Raw genomic sequence first — 24,859 nt, 5'->3', positions numbered from 1 at the left:
GCAATTCTCATGTTATGAAAAAATCAGCACAAAGAATTCAAGATTTTCAACCAATCCCGACCTACAACGATATTCCTGCGCCCTTATGGCTTCAGATTCGGGACGCACCTGCCGAGACTTTTTACCCACAACACGCGCACGCTTGGGGAGAGTTTATCTATGCTTTTGACGGTGTTTTAGAGGTCAATATTGATCAAATTCATTATTTAACCCCACCACCTTATGGGATTTGGCTGCCGCCGCATTTACAACATAGCGGCATCAATCGTAACGAGGTCACGCATTGCACGTTGTACGTGCATGAATCACTCTGCCAAAATATGCCTCAACAGGCTGGTATCTTATTGTCTGCACCCTTAGTTTCTGCACTACTCGAACATATCCGCAAGCATCCCTTTTCTGAACAAGATCCAGAGTATTTACGCTTGCTTCAAGTCTTACTTGACTCACTGACCCATGCCGAACTTGTCGGTAGTTATTTACCTACAACACAGCATCCCGCACTGGCGAAAATATTGACCCATTTACATGAATTCCCTGCGGACAACAGCACCTTGGAGCAGCTTGCACAAATGATCAATATGACTGAACGTACCCTTGCCCGTTATAGTCAAAAAGAATTGGGAATGTCTCTACATGAATGGCGGCAACGTTTAAAAGTGATGAAAGCAATGTCGATGTTGAATCAGGGCAAAACCATTGAAAATATTGCTTTAGACTTAGGTTATGCCAGCTCATCGGCTTTTATTTATATGTTTAAACGTTGGATGCACTTTACCCCTGACCAATTCCGAAAACTGTATCAAGGCAGTTAACATTTGACTGAGTTTGTATTTCAGCTCGAACAAAAACACATATGTTGAGCTATAAAAAATGGCGCTGATTGCAAAACCAGCGCCATCCTCTTTATTTCATTGCAACTTATGCTTTTACAAAAGTATTCCAATCGTATTCGCCAGACTGGGTAATCAATTTCATGGTCAATTGATCATTGGCACGTAATGCTCCAACACCAGCAGGCGTACCTGTCATAATGACATCACCAACTTCAAGACTAAACGATTTGTTAATCTCAACAAGTAGAGTTCCAATATCGAAGATCATGTCTTTGGTAAAACCATGCTGACGGTCTACACCATTGATATTCAAAATCAGCTCTAGCTCTTGCAAGTCACCAATTTCATCTGCTTCAATCCAGTCCGCCAAAATACATGCACCATCAAAAGCTTTGGCACGTTCCCACGGCTCGCCTTTGGATTTTAAATCGCCCTGCAAATCACGTAGGGTCAAATCTAAGCCCAAAGTCACCGCACCGATTGCTTCTAAGGCTTTGGCTGGATCGGTTTCTTGTGATAATGGATGTGCGATTTGCAAACAAATTTCGCATTCATAGTGACACTCACCTAATGCCTGATTCCAGCTTACGCCTTGTGTCAAAGAACCAAGACTGCTCGGCGGTTTGATAAAGAGCAACGCGCGATCAGGAATAGCATTCCCCAACTCTTTCGCATGTTCAGCATAATTTCGACCCACACACACAATTTTTGAAGGACGTGTACTCATGAAAACTCCTTGTTCTTTCAACCGTCAATAAATTTACTTTTTAAAACTATTTTCAAACTTACTTTGATCCGCAGGATCGGTAAATGCGCGTTTAGGCACAATCACGACAGTATGACTTTTAAGTTCTAGCATATAAGTCAGCTTGCCAATTGCAAAAGATTGTACTTCTGCATACTGCGCTGTTTGTCTTTTACCTGCTGCATAAAGCTCAAAATGATCTTGGTACAAATCGATCCCTTGCTCGCTTTTACCAAATTGATAACGTACAAATTGGCGCTTAAACAACATTGGTAAAAACCAATAACGCATGACACCCTGCATAATCAGAAAAAAAGCACCGAGTGCAACGTAATAACGTCCCACGCCAGAAAAGCCTAAATAAACGCCCCACAAGATAATCGCGATACTAATTACGGGGGTTAAAAAACGACTAAAGGTCTTTTTTCCGAACGTTACCAAAGCAAACCCATCTTGGGATTCTTCTAAATTCAAATAATAGCGTACAGATACCGTTGGACGTTGTTCAGACATTTTTAGATTTCTAACATTTGAAAAAAACTGATCTATTAGAACATAAATGATTCAACGGGCAATCACATTTCTCGTGATTTAATACAAAATTTAAATGATATTGTCACGCCATCTCATACTTGTTTATGTTGCTTGCATTGAATACTTTTATTTTTATAAATCAATATTATGTCGAAACGATATAAATATACTTCTATTTAATTTAAATCATTCTGATCTATAGAACTGGTAAAAAGTAAATGTCTAAAATGTCTTGCTCGAAAGAATATTTCAGTGGGTTTTACATAATACGACTATTTTTTATGCATAAAAAAATTTATTAATAAGCAGTGTTGATCAGCTCCCTACGAGCAATCAAGTCATGAATGAAATCACGGATAAAAATCAAAGGAATGTGATGTCTTATTTGAATCGTCTCTCGTGCCTCTGCATTTTTATGGCAATGGTACAACACAGCTCTGCACAAATCCTGTCATGGAATGACAATATTCCAAGTGCCTTACAGCCTTTTCAGAACAATCCACAACTCTTGGCCAGTTATACTCAAAACAATATTTTCATCTATGGGCATCCTGCGACTAAAACCTCAATCCCGACGCTAAAAAGTAACCCACAACCGATGGCCAGCTTTAATTCAGCAGCCATTATTGTTCCTGTTAGCACCCAGCAAGTCGCCAAAACACTCACCGATTTCAGTCAATATGTTGGTCTATTTCCCACACTCAAATCAGCCAAGCCACTCGAACAATCAGGCAACATTGTACAAATGAAATATCGGGTTTCCATCCCAACACCTATTCCTGTGCTCAACTTTAATGAAGATGTCACCCTACAACACCAGATCAAGCCGAATAGCATTGCCAGTTTAGTTATCGATGCGCCTATCCCATACGGCGTTGGAAAGTTTGAATGGTTTGCATTAGATGAACATCGGACCTTAATCACTTTGACTCAATGGGGTGATTTAAACCAGCCTAAAGGTTTTATTTTTAAGAAAATTCTCAATGCAATTCCAGAAGCAAAACTAGGACTTCCAAGTGGAAGTAATGCTTTTATCCTTGAGGCTTTAAGGAATCGTTTTATTAAACCTAACATTTCCCCACTTAATGCAGGGCAACTTCCCACCCCCCAGTTGAGCGCAGCACAACTCACAAAAATTAGCCAACTTATTCAAACGGCTCAACAACCAGTTAGTATTATTCATGTACCGACCAGCATGCTTTATACCCATGGACGGGAACCCATGCGCTTTACCACCACCTATCAATTTTATAAACAAACACCGCAGCAATTACAAAAATGGCTGACACCATTGGCTTATCAAGAGCTATTTCCACGACAAATCAAGAAAGTTATAACCACACCAATCCAAAATCAGGCACAAGATGCGGACATTCAAGTGAATGTGGGACTTGGAGTCATCAATATTCCTTTTGCATTTAAACTGCGCTTTAACTATCCACAAAGCACTGAAAATAATTTTTATGCCAATGGTGGCGATCTACGTTTTATTAAAGGTCAAATGCGGTTTACCAGTTTAGATCAAGGGACTTTATTTAAAATAACCAGTGCAATGAAGATCGATGAGAAAGCTCCTTTCTTATTGAGAGCCATGCGCAGCCTGCCTTATCATGATGTATTGCCTGCTGTCGGTGGCAATGCCGTTTTTGTACAAAAAATCAAAGCAAAAATTTAAGACACAAAAAAAACCGCAATGAAGCGGTTTATTTATTCAAATTGGTGCGCTCAGAGAGATTCGAACTCCCGACCCCTTAGTTCGTAGCCAAGTGCTCTATCCAGCTGAGCTATGAGCGCATATTTGATGGAGGGCATTATACGCACTTTTCCCCAAATGATAAGACCTTTTTCACAAGATCACGATCAACTGGCTATAGATTCGGCATAATTTGTTTTTTTCAATGTGGATCGACTAACATTTCATCGGATTCTCTTGGCCTTAAAAGTAAAGCAATATTTCCTTGCTTAGCCTCAGTCATAAGACAATTTCTCGCCCAAAACAGCAATAATTATTATTAAAATTCAAATAAATATTATTTCTACTAAGTTTTAATTCAGGTATAAACTTTGTATTTTTTATTAATAATCTATCTTTTTATAATATCTTTTTGATTTTAACCATTTATCTCTAAGTCATTATATAGCCCCCTGTTTTACTTCACTTTTATACCCCATTAAAAATATGATACACACTGCATTATTGACATTAAATAGACAACTAATAAATACTAACATATAGATTATGAGACAGGAGTCACATAATTATTAAACTTAATAAAACAAAACTCCAATAATTATAGGTATATCGATATGTTATTTAAAAATATTTTATCACCCATTAAAGGTATTCTGTCTCTTTCTAGCAATAGCCAAGGATCCTCCTCTTCGGTTAATACTGTACCCACTGTAAAAAATACAGTCATCGAAGACAGCAGCACTCTTACTCATACAAATAGTGGTACGAATACGAGTCATGGCGGTTTGCTCAACGACATAGCGGCAGGTAATGGTAGTCACAACTACGGTCCAGGATTAGGTAACGCAAACGATTTTAGCTTTACCCCCTCTTTCACAGCAGCGTTCCAGCCTTTCAGCAATTCATTTTCATGGCTAGGCACGACAACACCTGTTACAACGGCCAATACAACGCCAACAACATCAACGACTCAAATCCACGATAACGATATTATTAATAATAGTAATACTGGTACTCAAGCTGGCAATGGCAATGCCGGTGGCTTATTAAATGGTATTGCCGCAGGCAATGGTGAACATAATTATGGCGTTGGAAATGGCAATGCTGATGATGCCAGCGTAACAGTGCCATGGACCACACCAGTTCAAGCAATCAGTAATTCAATCGCTGCCGTTGGTGGTGCTGATATCAACGCGGTGAATACATCACCCACAACCTCTTCAACTCAAATTCAAGATAATGATACGACTAACAACAGTAATACTGGCATAGGTTCTGCTGGAAACGGCAGTGCTGGTGGTCTATTAAATGGCATTGGTGCTGGAAACGGCGAACAAAATTATGGAATTGGCAATGGTAATGGCGACGATGCTGGTATCACCACACCGGTTACCGCACCATTCCAAGCAATAGGCAACTCAGCCGCAGCGATTGGTGGTGCTAATGTCAATGGAATTAATAGCACGTCAACCACAAATAGCAGTGTAATTGATGACAATGATACGACCAACAACAGCAATAATGGCGTTGGTGTAGCTGGTACTGGCAATGGTGTGGGTGCTGGTTTACTTAACGGCATTGGTGCAGGCAATGGTGAACATAACTATGGTATTGGCAATGGTAACGGTGATGATGCAAGTGTAACCGTACCTTGGACCACACCTGTTCAAGCAGTGGGTAATTCCGTTGCAGGCATTGGTGGTGGCGATATCAATTCGGTGAACACCTCAACAACCAATACATCCAGTACAATCCATGACAATGACACCATAAATAATAGCAATAATGGTACGGGCTTAACGGGTACCGGCAATGGTCTTGGTGGCTTGGGTAACGGCCCAGCGTCAGGCAACGGGCAACAAAACTATGGAATCGGCAATGGCAACGGTGATGATGCAAGTGTCACAACACCAATCACTGTGCCAGTCCAAACCATTGGTAATTCAGTCGCAGGAATTGGCGGTGGTGATGTAGATTCTGCCAACAATACATCAACAAGTTCAACGACAACGATTCAAGATAATGACACCACCAACAACAGTAATAACGGTGTGGGTGCAGCAGGAAATGGCAGCAATGGTGGCTTATTAAATGGCGTATCTGCTGGCAATGGTGAACATAACTACGGTATTGGTAATGGCAATGGTGAAGATGTTGATATCACCACACCGTGGACCACACCTGTACAAGCAGTTGGCAACTCAATTGCAGGAATTGGCGGTGGCGATGTAGATTCGGTCAATACATCAACCACAACATCAACTACCAATATTCAAGACAATGACACCACCAACAATAGTAATAATGCAACGGGTGTCCTTGGCAATGGTTCTGGCGGTTTAGCCAACGGCCCAGCAGCAGGTAATGGTGAACAGAACTATGGGATCGGCAATGGCAACGGTGATGATGCCAGCTTTACTGCACCCGTCACTGCTCCATTCCAAGCAATTGGCAATTCAGTTTCAGGCATAGGCACAAATGATGTCGATTCTGTAAACAATGTTTCAACCAGCTCAACTACAGCGATTCAAGACAATGATACAACCAACAACAGCAACAATGGGGTTGGATCAGCGACCAATGGTAATGAAGGTGGTTTACTCAACGGTGTATCCGGAGGGAATGATGAAAATAACTTCGGTATCGGCAATGGCAATGGTGACGATGCAGATATCACCACACCATGGACCACACCTGTACAAGCTGTAGGTAACTCAGTTTCCGCAATTGGCGGTGGTGATGTTAATTCTGTAAACACTGCAGCAACAACATCGACCACACATATTCAAGACAATGACACCACCAACAATAGCAATCATGCGACTGGTGTGACTGGCAATGGTTTTGGCGGTATAGCCAACGGTCCAGCCGAAGGCAATGGTGAACAGAACTATGGTATCGGCAATGGCAATGGCGATGATGCAAGTGTCACCATACCTGTGACCTCGCCTTTCCAAGGTCTAGGCAACTCAGTTTCCGCAATTGGTGGTGGTGATGTTAATTCGGTGAATACTGCTCCGACCAATGCCTCTACTGTGATCGAAGATAACGACACCATCAACAACAGCAACAGTGGTGTTGGTGCAACAGGCAATGGCAGTGCAGGCGGTCTATTAAATGGTGTTTCTGCAGGCAATGATGAGCACAACTATGGTATCGGTAACGGCAATGGTGATGATGCCAGCGTCACGACACCCATTACGACACCAGTCCAAGTTCTTGGTAACTCCGTTGCAGGCGTTAGTGGTGATGTAGACTCCGTCAATACAGCGCCAACCAACACATCAAATATTGTTTATGACAACGATACAACCAACAATAGTAATAATGGCGTTGGTACAAATGCAGGCAATGGCCTTGGTGGTTTAGGTAATGGTCCAGCCGCAGGCAATGGCGAACAAAACTATGGTATTGGCAATGGCAACGGTGATGATGTAGATATCACTGCCCCATGGACCACACCTGTCCATGTCTTAGGAAATTCAGCGGGTGTTATCGGCGGTGGCGATGTTAGTTCTGTCAATAATGGTTCTACCAACACCCTTAACTATGTACAAGACAACGATACAACCAACAATAGTAACAATGGCACTGGTGTCACTGGAACAACAGGCAATGGTGCTGATGGCTTACTCAATGGTGTAAGTGCTGGTAATGGCGAGCACAATTATGGCATTGGTAACGGCAATGGCGATGATGCCGATTGGACATCACCAGTGACAACACCGATCAACTTTATGGGCAACAATGTCTCTGGACTGGATAATGACAATGATCCGAATGGTCTAGGTAATACCTCAACCAATACAGCAACAACCAATACAACCAACATCGTCTCAGACAATGACAACATCAACCATAGCAATAATGGTACTGGCGTAGGTGATGGCACCGGCAACGGTGTAGGCGGACTACTCAGTGGTGTTGGTGCAGGTAATGGCGAACAAAACTATGGTATTGGTAATGGCAATGGTGATGACGTTGATGTTGTTACACCAGTCACCACTCCAATCAATGGTTTAGGTAATGAGTTTTCCTTCATTGGTGATGCAAATAATGCGTCCCACAATAATGCAGCAACCACAACAACCAATACGGTGTTAGACAATGACACCACCAACAACAGTAATAATGGTGGTCCTGGAACCGGCACAGGTAACGGTGTTGGTGGTGGTATAGGCAATGGCATTGGTGCGGGTAATGGTGAACATAACTACGGTATTGGCAATGGTAATGGCGATGACGCAAGTGTAACCATGCCTGTTACCGCGCCAGTCAATGGCTTAGGTAACTCTTGGACTTTCTTTGGTGATACAACCAATACATCTGTCAATAACGGTTCAACCACAACAACCAATAACCTGCAAGATAATGACACAACCAACAATAGCAATAACGGTACAGTTGTAGGGGGTGGTGCTGGTAATGGCGTTGGCGGTGGTATAGGCAATGGTATTGGCTCTGGCAATGGAGACCATAATTTTGGTATTGGTAATGGCATCGGTAGTGATGCCAGTGTCGTCGCACCAATCACAAGCCCTGTTAATTTCTCTGGTAATGCGGGCTCTATTTTTGGTAATGCAACATCAAACTCAATTAATAACTCCTCTACAACAGCCAATAACAACTTCCAAGACAACGATACGATCAACAATAGCAATAACGGTGGCGTAGGAAGCGGTTCTGGTAGTGATCTTGGAGGTATTCTGAATGGTATTGCCGCAGGTAATGGTGAACACAACTACGGTATTGGCAATGGTATTGCAGATGATTCAAGTATCGTAATCCCAATTACCACACCATTAAATGCATCAGGGAATGCCTTCTCTATCTTTGGTGATGCGACTTCAAATTCACAAAATAATTCTTCAACCACGACCAATAACAATGTCCAAGACAACGATACAACCAATAACAGCAATAGCGGCGGTAACGGTGCAGATGGCTTAGGTGGCGGTATTGGTAATGGCATCGCTTCAGGTAATGGTGAACACAATTACGGCATTGGCAATGGTATTGCGGATGATGCAAGTATTATTATCCCGATCACAACGCCTGTGAATGCATCAGGGAATGCCTTCTCTATCTTTGGAAATGCGACAGCAAATTCAACCAACAATTCATCTACGACAACCAATAACAATTTCCAAGACAATGATACAACCAACAATAGTAACGGCAGCGGTACAGGTGTCGGTTCTGGCGGTGGTATCGGTAATGGTATCGCATCAGGCAATGGTGAACATAACTATGGTATCGGCAATGGTATTGCGGATGACGCAAACTTTGTCGCACCCATTGCAATCCCCGTTAACTTCTCTGGCAATGCCATTTCCTTATTTGGTACTGCAACATCAACTTCAACCAATAATGCAACAACGACTACACATAATAACTTCCAAGACAATGACACCGAAAATAATGGTTCAATTGGCAATGGATCTGGTGGTATCGGTAATGGTATTGGTGCAGGCAATGGCGACCATAACTATGGTATCGGCAATGGCGTTGGAGATGGTACCAACATCGTGACTCCTATTACCATTCCAATCAATTTCTCAGGCAATGCGATCTCTGTACTCGATTTAAATAGCATCTCTCACGGTGATCTAGTTACTCCTGTAACCAATCTCGTCACAGTTGTGACTGGTGATGCCGATAGCACAGGTGTCTTAGGTACTGTCACAGGCGCAGTCGGCGGTGTAACCGCTAGCGTGGAAGGCATTATTAGTGGCGATTACAACCCTATTGATGTTGTCACAGGTATTGTTGGTGGTGTCCTCAGTGGCGAGGGTGGCAGTCCTCTTGATCTGGTGACTGGTCTGGTTGGCGGTGTAATCGGTGGTGAAGGTGGCAACCCTCTCGACATCATTACGGGAACAATTGGTGGAGTGATTGGCGGTGATGGCGGCCCTCTAGGCGCAGTCACTGGAATCATCGGTGGTCTTACTGGCGGTATCGGTGGTGGTGATGGCGGTCCTCTGGGCGCAGTCACTGGAATCATCGGTGGCATTACTGGCGGTATCGGTGGTGGTGATGGCGGTCCTCTCGGTGCCGTCACAGGAATCATTGGTGGTCTTACTGGTGGCATCGGCGGCGGTGATGGTAGACCTCTTGGCGCAGTCACTGGCATTATCGGTGGTCTTACTGGCGGTATCGGCGGTGGTGATGGCGGTCCTCTAGGCGCAGTCACTGGAATCATCGGTGGCATTACAGGTGGCATCGGCGGTGGTGACGGTGGTCCTCTGGGCGCAGTCACTGGCATTATCGGTGGTATCACTGGTGGCATCGGCGGTGGTGACGGTGGCCCTCTGGGCTCAGTAACCGATATTATCGGTGGTCTTACTGGTGGCATCGGCGGTGGTGATGGCGGCCCTCTGGGTGCAGTAACAGGCATTATCGGTGGAATCACTGGCAGTATCGGTGGCGGTGATGGTGGCCCTCTTGGCGCAGTCACTGGCATTATCGGTGGTCTTACTGGTGGCATCGGTGGCGGTGATGGTGGTCCTCTTAGCGCAGTCACTGGCATTATCGGTGGTCTTACTGGTGGCATCGGCGGCGGTGATGGCGGTCCTCTCGGTGCTGTAACAGGCATTATCGGTGGTCTTACTGGCGGTATCGGCGGTGGTGATGGCGGTCCTCTCGGTGCAGTCACAGGAATCATTGGCGGTATCACGGGTGGTATTGGCGGTGGTGATGGCGGTCCTCTTGGCGCAGTCACTGGCATTATCGGTGGTCTTACTGGTGGCATCGGCGGCGGTGATGGCGGTCCTCTTGGTTCAGTAACCGATATTATCGGTGGAATCACTGGTGGCATTGGCGGTGGTGACGGTGGCCCTCTCGGTGCTGTAACAGGCATTATCGGCGGTCTTACTGGCGGTGGTGACGGTGGTCCTCTGGGCGCAGTCACTGGCATTATCGGTGGTCTTACTGGCGGTATCGGTGGCGGTGATGGTGGCCCTCTTGGCGCAGTCACTGGCATTATCGGTGGTCTTACTGGCGGTATCGGTGGCGGTGATGGTGGCCCTCTTGGCGCAGTCACTGGCATTATCGGTGGTCTTACAGGTGGCATCGGCGGTGGTGATGGCAGTCCTCTTGGCTCAATAACAGACATTCTCAGCGGCATTACGGGTGGTATTGGTGGTGACGTGATTTCTGGCGTTGCTCAACCTATCCAAATTGTTGTTGGAAGTGGCAACCTCACACTCGATCTATTGCAAGATAATATGAGTAATATCTTCAGTAGCGAAAATGTGTTTGAAGGACTAAACAACCTTATTCATGTGAATAATGACAATGGTGGCAATAGTGTCGATAGCATTTTGAATGTCATCACAGGCACCGTTTCTTCGAGTACTTCTGGAATCGCAGTCGGAGAGCCTCATCCAAATGGTGGAAGCATTACAGATCTTATTTCAGTTTCTTCACCATTAACGAGTCTGACCGATCATCTATTTGGATCACTTCATCATTTCTAAAAGTTAAAAATTAGAAAAGCCACTTTAAGTAGTGGCTTTTCTCTACATATTCTTAGACCAGTACAAATCTGTTATCTCAAATTGAGATAACAGATTCTCGGCTATTAGTAAGTTTTGTTTAATAACAAGCGAATATACAAATAAAATATGCTAAAACCACTTAATTTTTACTTTTCGAAAACCAAAACAAATAACCACTTAATCAATTGATATAAAATAACTTTATCTATAAAAAACCGTATGGAAATATTTACTTTCAAACAAGTAACAAATCTTATAACTTTATCTATTTCTGTACCCTTATGACGCACGCACAAAGATTCAATTGCACTTTAATTATCTGATATAAAAGATGAATTTTCTCTATTCACTACCAAGCTTAAAATTCAATATCAATACAAGTGTAAATTTATTCAATAAAAAATATAAAGAAATGTATTTATATTCAATAATTTAAACATAAATTTAACAATAAATTATTGCGTTTTATAATATTGACAAAATAACTGCCGCATATAACACTAAAAAAGATTAATGTGATTTAAATCACAAAAAATCATAGCAATTTAATAACTACATCAAAAACAACACAACTTTAAAAATATAGGTATCGTTATGCTTTTCAAAAGTCTTTTGTCACCCATTAAAAGTATTACTTCAAGCTTAGTTGATAGTAGTACATCTACATCACACGTTGGCGGTTCAATCCTTGCTCCTTTGTCCTTGTCTACAATTACAAATATCGTTTCAACAAATACCGTAACTCATACGGTAAGCAATCTTACAGGTGGAGCAGCCAACAATCCTATAAGTTCAATTACTGGCATTCTGGGAAATGTAACAGGTAGCAGTAGCCCAATTTCTACAGTCACAAATATTTTAGGCGGTGTTACTGGCGGGGCAAGTGGTAATCAACTTGGCGCAGTAACAGGAATTCTTGGAGGAATTACGGGCGGAACCGAGGGTGGTCCGCTTGGTTCAGTCACAGGCATTATTGGTGGTATTACGGGTGGAACAAATGGTGGCCCACTTGGTGCAGTAACAGGAATCATTGGCGGTATCACGGGTGGAACTGAGGGCGGCCCACTTGGTACAGTCACAGGCATTATCGGTGGTATTACAGGTGGAGCAAATGGTGGTCCACTTGGTGCGGTAACTGGAATCATTGGCAGTATCACGGGTGGAACTGAGGGCGGCCCACTTGGTGCAGTCACAGGCATTATTGGTGGTATTACAGGCGGTGATTTAGGCAACAATCCCGTAACAGGTGTGATTCAAACTGGTATTGATGTCCTTCAAGGTGTGGAAAGCTTAAAAACTGAAATCATTAATACAGGAATTGATACTGTCGCAGGCACCATTATCAGTGCAGTTCACCAATCGGAACATCCTATTGGAGATCTAGCTCATTTAGGTACCCTCACCTTTGAAACTTCACGGGATACGGTAAATGGCACACTTGAAGCAATTTCTAATTTAGCAGGTGCGGATATCGGTGGTGCTGCGGGTTCTCTTACAGGTGTTGTCGGTACATTAATTACCAACGGTTCAACTGCTTCTGGTCTGGTTCAGCATATTGCTGGCGATCTCACTGACGCAGGTGGCATTATCGGCGGTATTACAGGTGGAATCGGCGGCGGTGATGGCGGTCCTTTAGGTGCGATCACTGGCATTATCGGTGGTATCACTGGCGGAATCGGCGGCGGTGAAGGCGGTCCTTTAGGTGCGATCACTGGCATTATCGGCGGCATTACTGGTGGAATCGGCGGTGGTGATGGCGGTCCTTTAGGTGCGATCACTGGCATTATCGGTGGCATCACGGGTGGTGATCTTGGCAACAACCCTGTCACAGGCGTGATCCAAACAGGTATTGATGTCCTTCAAGGCGTTGAAAGCCTAAAAACAGATATTATCAACACAGGTATCACTACGGTAGGTGGCGCAATTAGCGGTGTTCTTCCGGGCGTTCATCCAGTTACTGATTTAACCAATCTAGGTACCCTCACCTTTGAAACTTCACGCGATACAGTAAACGGTACATTAGAAGCAATTTCTGATTTAGCAGGCGCGGATATCGGTGGTGCTGCGGGTTCTCTCACTGGTGTTGTCGGTACATTGATTAATAATGGTTCAACTGCTTCTGGTCTGGTTCAGCATATTGCTGGTGACCTCACTGATGTTGGTGGCCTCATCGGCGGTGTGACTGGTGGAATTGGCGGTGGTGAAGGTGGTCCTTTAGGCGCAATTACTGGCATTATCGGTGGGATTACAGGTGGTATTGGCGGCGGTGAAGGTGGTCCTCTTGGTGCGATTACTGGCATCATCGGTGGTATCACTGGCGGAATCGGCGGCGGTGAAGGTGGTCCTCTTGGTGCGATCACTGGCATTATCGGTGGCATCACGGGTGGAATCGGCGGTGGTGATGGTGGTCCTTTAGGTGCGATCACTGGCATCATTGGTGGCATCACGGGTGGTGATCTTGGCAACAACCCTGTCACAGGAGTGATCCAAACAGGTATTGATGTCCTTCAAGGCGTTGAAAGCCTAAAAACAGATATTATCAACACAGGTATCACTACGGTAGGTGGCGCAATTAGCGGTGTTCTTCCGGGCGTTCATCCAGTCACAGATCTCACCAATTTAGGTACCCTCACCTTTGAAACGTCGCGCGATACAGTAAATGGCACACTAGAAGCAATTTCTGATTTAGCAGGTGCGGATATCGGTGGTGCTGCGGGTTCTCTTACAGGTGTTGTAGGTACATTGATCAACAATGGCTCAACTGCTTCTGGTCTGGTTCAGCATATTGCTGGTGACCTCACTGATGTCGGTGGCCTCATCGGTGGTGTGACTGGTGGAATCGGTGGCGGTGAAGGCGGTCCTTTAGGCGCAATCACTGGCATCATCGGTGGTATCGCTGGTGGAATCGGTGGCGGTGAAGGCGGTCCTTTAGGTGCGATCACTGGCATTATCGGTGGCATCACGGGTGGAATCGGCGGTGGTGAAGGTGGTCCTTTAGGTGCAATCACCGGCATCATCGGTGGGATTACTGGTGGTGACTTGGGCAACAACCCTGTCACAGGAGTGATCCAAACAGGTATCGATGTCCTTCAAGGCGTTGAAAGCCTAAAAACAGATATTATCAACACAGGTATCACTACGGTAGGTGGTGCAATTAGCGGTGTTCTTCCGGGCGTTCATCCAGTTACTGATTTAACCAATCTAGGTACCCTCACCTTTGAAACGTCGCGGGATACGGTAAATGGCACACTTGAAGCAATTTCTGATTTAGCGGGTGCTGATATCGGTGGTGCTGCGGGTTCTCTCACTGGTGTTGTCGGTACATTAATTAATAATGGTTCAACTGCTTCTGGTCTGGTTCAACATATTGCTGGTGACCTCACTGATGTTGGTGGCCTCATCGGCGGTGTGACTGGTGGCATCGGTGGCGGTGAAGGTGGTCCTTTAGGCGCGATCACTGGCATTATCGGTGGTATCACTGGCGGAATCGGCGGCGGTGAAGGTGGTCCTCTTGGTGCGATCACTGGCATTATCGGTGGCATCACGGGTGGAATCGGCGGTGGTGATGGTGGTCCTTTAGGTGCGATCACTGGCATCATTGGTGGCATCACGGGTGGTGATCTTGGCAACAACCCTGTCACAGGAGTGATCCAAACAGGTATTGATGTCCTTCAAGGCGTTGAAAGCCTAAAAACAGATATCATCAACACAGGTATCACTACGGTAGGTGGCGCAATTAGCGGTGTTCTTCCGGGCGTTCATCCAGTGACTGATTTAACCAATCTAGGTACCCTCACCTTTGAAACGTCGCGCGATACAGTAAACGGCACACTAGAAGCAATTTCTGATTTAGCTGGCGCGGATATCGGTGGTGCTGCGGGTTCTCTTACAGGTGTTGTCGGTACATTAATTACCAACGGTTCAACTGCTTCTGGTCTGGTTCAGCATATTGCTGGTGACCTCACTGATGTCGGTGGCCTCATCGGTGGTGTGACTGGTGGAATCGGTGGCGGTGAAGGCGGTCCTTTAGGCGCAATCACAGGCATTATCGGTGGCATCACAGGTGGTATTGGTGGTGGTGAAGGTGGTCCTCTTGGTGCAATCACTGGCATCATCGGTGGTATCACGGGCGGAATCGGCGGCGGTGAAGGCGGTCCTTTAGGTGCGATTACTGGCATTATCGGCGGCATTACTGGTGGAATAGGTGGTGGTGAAGGTGGTCCTCTTGGTGCAATCACTGGCATCATCGGTGGTATCACGGGCGGAATCGGCGGCGGTGAAGGCGGTCCTTTAGGTGCGATTACTGGCATTATCGGCGGCATTACTGGTGGAATAGGTGGTGGTGAAGGTGGTCCTTTAGGTTCAATCACGGGCATCATCGGTGGCATCACTGGTGGAATCGGTGGCGGTGAAGGCGGTCCTTTAGGTTCAATCTCTGACATCCTTGGTGGGATTACGGGCGGTATCGGTGGTGGTGAAGGTGGTCCTTTAAGCTCAATCACTGGCATTATCGGTGGTATTACGGGCGGTATTGGTGGTGAAGGTGGTCTAAGTGTGATTACAGATATTCTTGGAACCATTAATAATGGTGCAAATAGCGGAGACGTTATCGCAGGAATTGCTCAACCGATTCAAACCGTCATTAGCAGTGGTAACATTGCTGTAGATGCTTTACAAGATCATGTCAGTACCCTATTCAGCGATGGCTCATTAGAGAGTATCAATAATCTAATCAGTGTAAGCGTTGGCAATGGAGATTACAGTGCTCACGGAAGTCTGGATGGAATTTTAGATGCGTTGACTGGTACAGTCACTTCAGGCATCGCTGTGGGTGAACCGAATCCAAATGGTGGTTCGTTAACCGATCTTATTTCTCTTCCATCTGCTTTAAACAATTTGACCGACCATCTATTCAGCTCAGTCAATCATTTCTAAATAGACCAACTAAAAAGCCGCTGATTTCAGCGGCTTTTTTATATTTATCATTTAATTCATATTCGATCAAAAAATTCAGGCACAAAAAAACCGCAATTAAGCGGTTTCTTCTATTAAGTTGGTGCGCTCAGAGAGATTCGAACTCCCGACCCCTTAGTTCGTAGCCAAGTGCTCTATCCAGCTGAGCTATGAGCGCATTACTTATGTGCCTATTTAGGCGTGTGTTACTTTAAATCTTTACTTGGTGCGCTCAGAGAGATTCGAACTCCCGACCCCTTAGTTCGTAGCCAAGTGCTCTATCCAGCTGAGCTATGAGCGCTTTAAGTAAAGTGGCGGTGAGAGAGGGATTCGAACCCTCGGTACAGTTACCCGTACGCATCCTTAGCAGGGATGTGGTTTCAGCCACTCACCCATCTCACCGTAACACGAGCGCAATAATACAAACTAAAACCACATTACACAAGGGATGTTCCTGTTTTTTTCTGCTTTTTAAGTTCAATCAAATGTTTTTTAATCAATTTCCACATTTTTTCAGCATTTTTTGGTTCAACGCTTGTTAATATAGTGTTCTCTCCTTTATTCAGATTGGGCAATAAACAGAATCTTGCAATCTTTGACGTGCAGTTAGAGTTTGAATGACTTATGCTAAACCGATCTGCCAGATGTGAAATGAAACGATATGACTACAAATTGGGTTGATCCCGAAGCAAAAGCAGAAGCGCAACGTTACGATAATCCTATTCCTAGCCGAACTCTTATTCTAACTACACTAGAACAATTAAAAACTGCACAGTCTCATGCAGAGCTGGTTGACCACTTTAATATCCCAGATCAAAAAAGTATTGATGCATTGAATCACCGTTTAAGTGCCATGGTACGTGATGGGCAACTTATGAAGGATGGTTTTAAATACCAACCTGCAACTGATCTACCAACTCATGAAGCAACGGTCTATATCAATAGTAAAGGTCTAGGTACTGCCAATATTGCAGGTCAGGACGATATCCTTTTACCTGAACGTGAACTTCGCCTAGTTTTTAATGGCGACCGCGTTAAAGTGCGTCAGACCTCAGTTGATCGTAAAGGTAAGCCTTGGGGCTTTATTAGTGAAGTGGTACAACACCGCGTTAAACAAATTATTGGTAAATTGTCTGAACATGAAGGTGAATACTTCATTCAACCAGCCAATCCAAACCAGCATCAACCTATTACTTTAGAAAAAGAATTGATTGAGCATGCCAATGCTAAAGTTGGTGATATGCTTCGTGTTGCAATAGATGACTATCCAACACGCGAAGAACTTGCGACAGGCCATATCGTTCAATCAATGGCGGATAAAGCCGATACTGAAATCATCATTCCACAAACGATTCTAGAATTTGGTCTGCCTTACGAATTTCCAGAAGCTGTGGTGAAAGAAGCAGAAAGCTTTAAAGAACCATCCGCAAAAGATCTTAAAGGGCGTGTTGATCTCCGTGATCTACCATTGGTTACTATTGATGGTGAAGATGCACGTGACTTTGATGATGCCGTATTTGCAGAAAAACGTGCAGGTGGTGGTTATCGTGTTGTCGTTGCAATTGCCGATGTTAGCCACTATGTGCGTTTAGACTCTCCATTAAATGAAGAAGCAGAAGAACGTGGTACATCGGTTTATTTCCCGCACTTTGTATTGCCTATGCTTCCAGAAGCGTTATCAAATGGCTTGTGTTCTTTAAATCCACATGTTGACCGTTTATGTATGGTCTGTGATTTAAAACTATCTCGTGCAGGTAAAGTCACAGGATATGAGTTCTACCCTGCGGTGATGCATTCCAAAGCGCGTCTGACGTATACCCAAGTGGGACAATATTTTGAGGGGGCAACCAATGCGATTCCTGAAGATAAAAGCATTCATAAGTCACTCAATACACTCTTCCAACTTTATCAAACACTAAAAGGCTTACGCGCTGAACGTCATGCAATGGAATTTGAAACCATTGAAACCTATATGACCTTTGACGAATTAGGTGGGATCAAAGAAATCTTGCCGCGTAGCCGTAACGATGCACATAAACTGATTGAAGAATGTATGCTGCTGGCCAACGTTGCTGCGGCAGAATATGCTTTAGAGCATGATATTCCGATGTTGTATCGTGTGCATGAAGCACCAGAGTTTTCACGTATTCAGAAAGTGCGTGACTTTGTGAAATTGCTTGGTTTGCCATTTCCTGAACAGCCAACTCAAGCAGATTATCAAGCCGTTATTGAAGCGACCAAAGATCGCTTAGATGCACCAAGTATTCATGCGGTGTTGTTACGGTCAATGATGCAAGCCTACTATGGTGCGAAGAATGCAGGACATTATGGTCTTGCTTATGAAGCCTATACCCACTTCACATCACCGATTCGTCGTTATCCTGACTTATTGTTACACCGTGCGATCAAAGCGTATTTAGACAAAAAAGTGTATCCACTGTCAGGTGCAGCCTTAGATGATGCGGGTGAGCATTTCTCCAAAACGGAACGTCGCGCTGATGAAGCTTCACGTAGCGTCACCATGTGGTTGAAGTGCCACTATATGCAACAGCATATCGGTGATGAATTTGTCGGGGTTATCAGTGCAGTCACTGAGTTTGGACTATTCGTGACCCTAAAAGACCTCTATGTCGACGGCATGATTCATGTTAGTCAGTTAGGTGATGACTTCTTCATTTATGATCAGGCAAGTCAAAGCTTAGTCGGTCAAAACCGTGGACAATCCTTTAGTCTCGGTGATGAAGTGAAGATTCAAGTTGCGGGTGTGAATTTGGAAGAGCGTAAAATTGACTTCCAGTTGGTTCAACAACTCACCCACTTGGGCCGTGTAATTCGTCAGAAAGCACCGCGTACTGCGAATCCTTCTAGCTCGAAACGTGCTTCAACAACTGAAGAAGTATTTGGCAAACAGCCCTCTACTCAATCCAAAGTCAGTGAAGATGGTGAGAAGCCTGTACGCAAGAAAAAGGATAAGAACAAACCAAGTTCTTATACCAAAAAGCCTGCAAAAAAAGCTTCGGCTAAGCCTGAAAGCAAAGACAAGGCCAAGAAAAAAGTGAAAAAGAAAAAGTCGAATGCGAAAGCAAAACAAGACTAATTCACTCTAGGGCAAGTTCAGTTATGGACTTGCCCTACATGATTTTATTGGCTTACTGCATCCTATCCAATCTATAAAAAATAATATTGATCACCCGTTCAGCTATGCCTTAAGCATAAATTCCACAAAAACTTTCAGCTTTAACGGATGATAATCCGCATTTGCATATAACAGAAAAAAAGGTCGTGTGACTCGACCATAATCGCTCAACACCTCGACTAAAGTTCCAGCTTTTAAGTCGTCTTCAACTGTGAAACGATAAACTTGCATCAATCCAATGCCAGCCCTAGCCAACGTTAGAGTTGATAAAAAATCATCTTTACAAGTGATCCCGCCCTGTATATCTACATAGATATTTTTACCAGCCTGCAAAAATGTCCACGGTGCTAATTTACCTGTGCTAGGCATCTCAAATTGAATGCATTCATGTACTTTAAGATCGTCTAGTGAATGTGGTTCACCATATTTTTTTAAGTATTCAGGGGTTGCAACAATACACAGCTCAGCATCTTCAAGTTTTCTTGCAATCAAATTTGAATCAGGCAAGTGATTGCCTCTAATCGCAATATCGTATTGATCTGCAGTTAAATCGACATTGTGATTACTGACATGGAACTCAAACTTGATGTTTGGATATTGTTGATAAAATTGATTAATTTTGGGCAATAAACGGTAATGGGCATAAGGTGTAGGCACACTAATTCTTAATAAACCAGAGGGTATCTCCTGCTCTCCTGTGATTCGTCTTTCTGCCTCTAAAAGCTGATCCAATGCCTGTCGACAAAAATGATAATAGTGTTGCCCAGCTTCACTTAATCGTATTTTCCGCGTTGTTCGAACAAACAGCTTGACCCCAATACGACTTTCAATCCTCGCAATTGCTCGACTGACAGCAGCAGGTGTAATTCCTGCGGACACCGCTGCTGCAGTAAAACTGCCCTGTTCCACTGTTAGGCAAAATAGCTCAAGACTTCCAACTTGAAGATCATCAAAGTTTCGATTCATTTCCGCCAACTCATTACATCATGTAATAAGTAAATTGTTTTTCGCTGTGTTTTTCAACTCTTATTTTAAAGCTAGATTAAGCCTATCCCCATCAAATGAGAGAATGATTCATGGCTACAAATAAAACTGTGATTGTGACAGGTGCATCAAGTGGTATTGGCTTTGCAATTGCCAAGGCATATCTTGAACGTGGCTATAACGTGATTGGAAACTCTCTACGGCTTGAAGAATTACAAAAAGCAGCTGCACAACTTGGACAACCTCAGAATTTTCACTTGATTGCTGGCGATATTTCTAAATCAGATACCGTACACAAGCTGTTTCATTTTGCAGAACAAAACTTTGGCAAAATCGATATCGTCATTAACAATGCTGGAATTTTTATTGCAAAAGCACTGGCTGAATATACCGAGTCGGATATTGATCGTATGTTTGATATCAATCTAAGAAGTTTTGTTTATACTGCTCAAGCTACGGCTCAGCATATGTCAAAAAATGGTGGTGGACATCTGCTGACCATCACTGCCGCGCTGGCCATGCAGCCGAATGCAAAACTTCCCGCTTTACTGCCTGTATTAACAAAAGGCGGTTTAAACAATGCAATTAAAACACTTGCTTTAGAACTTGCACCATTCGATATTATGGTGAATGCGGTTGCACCCGGTGTTATTGAAACCCCGATGCATGGCGATAATGATGAGCTAAAAAGTAGATTAAAAGCGATGGCGCCGACTCATCGTTTAGGAGATCCGCAAGATATCGTTGATGCTGTTTTATATTTGACCGATTCAAGCTTCGTCACTGGTACAATTTTACCTGTTGATGGCGGCTCAACTGCTGGTACTTGGTAAGAAGGAATTAAAAAATGCCCTATGTAAATATTAAAGTCACAGACGAAGGTGGTTTGACACCTGAACATAAACAAGCTTTGATTGAAGGTGTGACGGAACTGTTATATCAGGTTCTAGATAAACCACATGCCACAACCTATGTGGTGATTGATGAGGTCAACACGGATAATTGGGGTGTCGGTGGTCAAAGCGTGACTGCCTTAAGGAAAAAAGCATCCGAAGCAAAATAGGATTAATCCGCTCAAGGGGAAGTTCAGTCGTGGACTTACCCTATAATAAAATTATGTATTCAACCTAGTTTTTAAATATTAGCCAATTCTTTTTCTAAATCATCGATGAAGTCCTTCAATAAAGAATCATTGATTACAAAAATTATTGCTTCTTCATAGCCTGCGCTTTCAGCACCATAATATATTCCTGATGGAAATTTAACAGACCACTGTATGCCTGTATCATCAGGAACATCAAATCGCTCTATCTCAAAAATGAAATACATCTCTACAGGATAAAAGAAAACCTTTTTTACTTCTCTTAGATGTAATTGCTTAAGCTCTTTAAGCAAAGATTCTAATGCAATTTTCCACAAGATTAGGCCAACATGATTTATATAAGAATAAGTTCTATTAGGAGTAATCACTTTAAAATCAATCTGGATGACGGTTTGCCCCAGAGTTTCATCATAGGCTGATTTAAGTAATCCCAAATTTAAAGAAATATTTTTAAATGTATTATGCAATAAACTCATGACCTTCTCTCATCTCGATTAATTTATAGAATATCGTTCTTTATCATTAGAAAATTATACAAACAATTAAACAAACCTTGATTTCTCCCCTCCGAAGCCCTACATCTATAACTATGTTTAAAGATGAATATGGCAAAAATACAATGACACTCCAGCAAGCGACACTTCCCGTTCCTCAATTTGATCAAATTCAACTGGCCGACTTAAAACAACAAATTGAACAGACCATTCAAAACGGCCAAAACTTCCTGAGTCAACTCGATGAAGTTCCACAAGGGACTGAAGCCCAACTGGCAACATTGACCGAAGTTGATCAACTTGAAAATAATATGAGTGAAGCATGGGGGATTTTGTCACATCTCAATGCGGTGATGAACAATGCCGAAACCCGTGAGGTGTATCAGGCACTGCTACCAAGTTTAAGTGAATACTATACGCAGCTTGGGCAACACACGGCACTGTATCAAACCTATCAACAGATTCATGATAGTGCTGTATTTCAAACACTGAGCGAAGCACAACAAAGTGCGATTAAACTGGCTCTACGTGATTTCAAACTGTCAGGTGTTGCACTCGAAGGTGAAGCTAAAAAGCGCTATGCAGAAATCTCAGCACGTTTATCTCAACTGTCTTCAGATTTCTCAAACCATGTATTAGATGCAACACAAGCCTATTTTAAACCTCTAACGGAAGCGCAACTCAAAGGCCTGCCACAAAGCAGTGTTGAACTGTTAAAACAATACGGACAACAACGCGAGCTTGAGCAAGCTGTTGCCACACTCGACTTCCCTGCTTATTTTGCCATTTTGACCTATGCTGAAGATCGTGAGTTGAGAGAAGAGCTGTATAAGGCTTACGTTACCCGCGCATCAGAACAATCCGACCAAACAGAATTTGATAATACCCCTGTGATGGAAGAAATCCTCAGCTTGCGTCAGGAAATGGCTCAGTTGCTAGGTTTCAACAATTATGCAGAATACTCACTTGCCAGCAAAATGGCACCAGATGTTGAAACAGTAAATCAATTCTTAGTCGATTTGGCAGAACATGCGCGTACGCCAGCACTGGCTGAAATTGCAGAGCTCAAAACCATTGCACAACAAGATGGTATCGAGGAACTCAAACCTTGGGATGCAACCTATTATTCTGAAAAGTTGAAACAACAACAGTTCAACCTTTCACAAGAAGCACTTAAACCATATTTCCCTGCACCGAAGGTGGTTCAAGGTTTATTCCAGATCGTACAACGTCTTTATGGTATTCAGATTGTCGAACGCCAAGCCCCTGTTTGGCAAAATGACGTGCGCTATTTTGAAATTGAAGATCAAGGCCAAGTGGTGGGTGGTTTCTACTTCGACTTATACGCACGCAATGGCAAACGTGGTGGTGCATGGATGAGCGGTTTCCGTTCTCGTGTGCAAACGGCAAATGGACTACAAAAACCAATTTGCTATATGGTGTGTAACTTTACCCCACCAATTGGCGATCAACCTGCCTTGCTTACCCACGATGAAGTAATTACTTTGTTCCATGAGTTTGGTCATGGCTTACATCATATGTTGACCGAAGTGGATAACATCTCGGTTGCAGGGACACACGGCGTAGCTTGGGATGCAGTTGAATTACCAAGTCAGTTTATGGAATTCTGGGCATGGGACAATGAAAGTTTAGATGTACTCAGCGAGCACACCGAAACAAAACAAACGTTGCCACAAGAATTGTTATCCGCGTTATTGAATGCACGTTTCTTCCAATCAGGTATGCAAACTTTACGTCAAATTGAGTTTGCTTTATTTGATCTCACGATTCATCGTCAAGCACCTGCATTAAACAGCCAGCAAATCCAAGCAACTTTAGATGATATTCGCAGTAAATTTGCGGTTGTACCTGCCGTTGCTTATAACCGTTTCCAGCACAGTTTTAGTCATATTTTTGCAGGCGGTTATGCTGCGGGCTACTACTCGTATAAATGGGCGGAAGTTTTGGCGAGTGATGCTTTTGACCGTTTCGAAAGTGAAGGTATTTTTAATACTGAGACTGGAAAAGAGTTTAGAAAGTTTATTCTAGCAGTTGGCGGAAAAGATACAGCACTTGATGCGTTTCGCAATTTCCGAAAAAGAGAGCCGAAAATAGATGCGTTATTACGTCATCAAGGTTGGACGAACACAGATAAAACCGCTTAAACTATGTCATTATTATTCACAGGGTGTAATTAACTGACATGAAAAGACAGTTCATCGCGGGCGCAAAATGCCCTAAATGTGGCGCCTTAGATCGTGTAGTTAAGATCATCACTGTGGATGACGAGTGGATTGAATGTATCGAATGTGCTTATAGCGAAAAACGCCCGACCCACGTGGAAGAGCAGCAACCCGCTGAGCCAGATGAAATTGGGGTGATACAGTTCAAACCTCGTCATTTTGACTAGAAGGTTAAAAATGATGTCCACATACCAAACTGAAAATTCCAAATTATTATGGATGATAATTGCTGGAATGAGTGTTGTAGTGGTGCTGTTCCTTGCTGTCCAATGGTTTTTAGCACAAAAAGATCAGCACACAAGTACCACCGTAACTCAGCCTGTTGCAACAAAAAACGTTGCAGCACCCTCTGAGCAAACAACCACAGCCGCTGAAGAAACCACAGCAACACCTGATGTTGCAGAACCGATCCAATTGGTTGAAGCATCTATCATCAAGGAACCAATTCCAGCCAATGACACTTTAGCGAAAGAAGAAATCGCGAAGCTGGATGATATTCACCAACAATTGCAAGACCAACAGCATGATTTGAAACAGCAAAATAGCGATGTGGATACATTGCTCAAGCTGAAAGAAGATCAGATTAAGCTCTTGGAAGCCCAGATTGCTGCCCAGAATAAATCTTAAAAAAGAAAAGCTT

14 protein-coding genes and 4 tRNA genes are annotated in these 24,859 nt (G+C 43.6%); 10 read left to right on the top strand and 8 right to left on the bottom strand.

The genetic code is table 11. The features are described from left to right. The first annotated feature begins 14 nt into the window (after nucleotides 1-14). Nucleotides 15-815, top strand: a complete 801-nt coding sequence (locus FPL17_RS16555) for an AraC family transcriptional regulator (RefSeq protein ID WP_159886240.1) — start codon at nucleotides 15-17, stop codon at nucleotides 813-815. Between the two features lie 106 nt (nucleotides 816-921). On the opposite strand, the gene FPL17_RS16550 is transcribed toward FPL17_RS16555, so the two are convergent. Together FPL17_RS16550 and FPL17_RS16545 are read right to left on the bottom strand one after the other, a co-directional pair. Then, nucleotides 922-1,563 (bottom strand): fumarylacetoacetate hydrolase family protein, encoded by a 642-nt coding sequence (locus FPL17_RS16550; RefSeq protein WP_159886238.1) that lies wholly within the window; start codon nucleotides 1,561-1,563, stop codon nucleotides 922-924. Nucleotides 1,564-1,596: 33 nt separating this feature from the next. Continuing rightward, complete coding sequence (locus FPL17_RS16545; RefSeq protein WP_005185186.1) at nucleotides 1,597-2,094, bottom strand: YcxB family protein; 498 nt, start codon at nucleotides 2,092-2,094, stop codon at nucleotides 1,597-1,599. 397 nt (nucleotides 2,095-2,491) lie between these two features. Between FPL17_RS16545 and FPL17_RS16540 the strand changes: the two genes are divergently transcribed. After that, nucleotides 2,492-3,790 (top strand): SRPBCC family protein, encoded by a 1,299-nt coding sequence (locus tag FPL17_RS16540; RefSeq protein ID WP_159886236.1) that lies wholly within the window; start codon nucleotides 2,492-2,494, stop codon nucleotides 3,788-3,790. Between the two features lie 42 nt (nucleotides 3,791-3,832). Here FPL17_RS16540 and FPL17_RS16535 read toward each other — a convergent pair. Next, a tRNA-Arg gene (locus tag FPL17_RS16535) sits at nucleotides 3,833-3,909 on the bottom strand. 513 nt (nucleotides 3,910-4,422) lie between these two features. Here FPL17_RS16535 and FPL17_RS16530 point away from each other — a divergent pair. After that, complete coding sequence (locus FPL17_RS16530; RefSeq protein ID WP_420867265.1) at nucleotides 4,423-11,286, top strand: beta strand repeat-containing protein; 6,864 nt, start codon at nucleotides 4,423-4,425, stop codon at nucleotides 11,284-11,286. Nucleotides 11,287-11,901: 615 nt separating this feature from the next. Then, nucleotides 11,902-16,242: a beta strand repeat-containing protein gene (locus FPL17_RS19045; protein WP_159886234.1), complete on the top strand. Its 4,341-nt coding sequence runs from the start codon at nucleotides 11,902-11,904 to the stop codon at nucleotides 16,240-16,242. A 119-nt stretch (nucleotides 16,243-16,361) separates the two neighbouring features. Here FPL17_RS19045 and FPL17_RS16515 read toward each other — a convergent pair. The 3 genes from FPL17_RS16515 to FPL17_RS16505 all read right to left on the bottom strand — a co-directional run bounded on the left by FPL17_RS16515 (nucleotide 16,362) and on the right by FPL17_RS16505 (nucleotide 16,662). Beyond that, nucleotides 16,362-16,438: transfer RNA gene (locus FPL17_RS16515), tRNA-Arg, on the bottom strand. Nucleotides 16,439-16,484: 46 nt separating this feature from the next. Then, nucleotides 16,485-16,561, bottom strand: a tRNA-Arg gene (locus tag FPL17_RS16510). A gap of 11 nt (nucleotides 16,562-16,572) precedes the next feature. Beyond that, nucleotides 16,573-16,662 (bottom strand) — tRNA-Ser (locus FPL17_RS16505). Nucleotides 16,663-16,921: 259 nt separating this feature from the next. Here FPL17_RS16505 and rnr point away from each other — a divergent pair. Further along, nucleotides 16,922-19,357 (top strand): ribonuclease R, encoded by a 2,436-nt coding sequence (gene rnr, locus FPL17_RS16500; RefSeq protein WP_159886232.1) that lies wholly within the window; start codon nucleotides 16,922-16,924, stop codon nucleotides 19,355-19,357. 102 nt (nucleotides 19,358-19,459) lie between these two features. Here the strand turns inward: rnr and FPL17_RS16495 are convergent, their stop codons facing one another. Beyond that, on the bottom strand, nucleotides 19,460-20,362 hold the full coding sequence (locus tag FPL17_RS16495) for a LysR family transcriptional regulator (RefSeq protein WP_159886230.1): 903 nt from the start codon (nucleotides 20,360-20,362) through the stop codon (nucleotides 19,460-19,462). A gap of 110 nt (nucleotides 20,363-20,472) precedes the next feature. Between FPL17_RS16495 and FPL17_RS16490 the strand changes: the two genes are divergently transcribed. Both FPL17_RS16490 and FPL17_RS16485 read left to right on the top strand, forming a co-directional pair. Further along, nucleotides 20,473-21,213, top strand: coding sequence for an SDR family NAD(P)-dependent oxidoreductase (locus tag FPL17_RS16490; RefSeq protein WP_159886228.1), 741 nt, complete (start codon nucleotides 20,473-20,475; stop codon nucleotides 21,211-21,213). A 14-nt stretch (nucleotides 21,214-21,227) separates the two neighbouring features. Further along, a complete protein-coding gene (locus tag FPL17_RS16485; protein WP_159886226.1) occupies nucleotides 21,228-21,443 on the top strand; it encodes a tautomerase family protein in 216 nt (71 codons plus the stop codon). 71 nt (nucleotides 21,444-21,514) lie between these two features. Here FPL17_RS16485 and FPL17_RS16480 read toward each other — a convergent pair whose 3' ends face one another. Then, nucleotides 21,515-21,958: a WapI family immunity protein gene (locus FPL17_RS16480; RefSeq protein ID WP_159886224.1), complete on the bottom strand. Its 444-nt coding sequence runs from the start codon at nucleotides 21,956-21,958 to the stop codon at nucleotides 21,515-21,517. A 143-nt stretch (nucleotides 21,959-22,101) separates the two neighbouring features. On the opposite strand from FPL17_RS16480, the gene FPL17_RS16475 reads away from it, so the two are divergent. From FPL17_RS16475 to FPL17_RS16465, 3 genes are read left to right on the top strand one after another with little or no spacing between them, the layout of a single operon-like run. Beyond that, nucleotides 22,102-24,141, top strand: a complete 2,040-nt coding sequence (locus FPL17_RS16475) for a M3 family metallopeptidase (RefSeq protein WP_159886222.1) — start codon at nucleotides 22,102-22,104, stop codon at nucleotides 24,139-24,141. A 38-nt stretch (nucleotides 24,142-24,179) separates the two neighbouring features. Beyond that, nucleotides 24,180-24,386 (top strand): YheV family putative metal-binding protein, encoded by a 207-nt coding sequence (locus tag FPL17_RS16470; protein WP_004660391.1) that lies wholly within the window; start codon nucleotides 24,180-24,182, stop codon nucleotides 24,384-24,386. 10 nt (nucleotides 24,387-24,396) lie between these two features. Further along, the gene (locus tag FPL17_RS16465) at nucleotides 24,397-24,846 is read left to right on the top strand and encodes a hypothetical protein (RefSeq protein WP_159886220.1); all 450 of its coding nucleotides are present in this window, start codon (nucleotides 24,397-24,399) and stop codon (nucleotides 24,844-24,846) included. Nucleotides 24,847-24,859 lie beyond the last annotated feature (13 nt).

Origin of the sequence: Acinetobacter dispersus, assembly GCF_009884975.1 — a bacterium.
In the GTDB taxonomy this organism is placed as follows: Bacteria; Pseudomonadota; Gammaproteobacteria; order Pseudomonadales; family Moraxellaceae; genus Acinetobacter; species Acinetobacter dispersus.
This window is presented reverse-complemented; position numbering and strand designations above follow the sequence as displayed.